The 443-nt window shown below is 46.7% G+C and carries 1 protein-coding gene; it reads right to left on the bottom strand.

Annotation, left to right across the window (positions count from 1 at the left end; translation table 11 throughout):
• Positions 1-443: hypothetical protein (locus ACXAFR_RS27545; protein ID WP_475183429.1), on the bottom strand; the 443-nt coding region annotated here is incomplete at both ends.

Below are 443 nucleotides of genomic sequence, written 5' to 3'. Positions count from 1 at the left end.
ATCCGATTTAAGGTCCCAATCAATGATTACAGGGTCGCTTACATAGCTGCCGTTAACATCTTGTGCAACGACGCAAGCATCTTTTCCGCTTAAAGGATCATTTTCAACATGTCGACGACACGTCAGTACAGTTACTAAAAATGTTGAGCCGCCATATTGTGCTTTCGCTCTGAAGTCCGAAACGCCAAGCGGAAACAGATCTTTCTGGCTATACCAATCTGTATTGGGAATTTCAGTATATTCCCCGGAGCTAATATCCATTAGATGTGCGGAGTTTGACTCCACATAAAAAAACTTACCTGATAGACCTGAATTTATTTCTCCAGAACTATTATTACCGGTATTGCCGCCATTATCGGCACTACCACCATCTGCGCCGCTATCGTCAGAGCCACCGCTATCGCCGGAACCTCCACCGCCCCCGCCACCGCAAGCGATGAGCA

The organism is Pseudomaricurvus sp. ABR4_320 (assembly GCF_056159445.1).
Note: the sequence above shows the minus strand (reverse complement) of the source record. Positions and strands in the feature narration are given on the sequence as shown.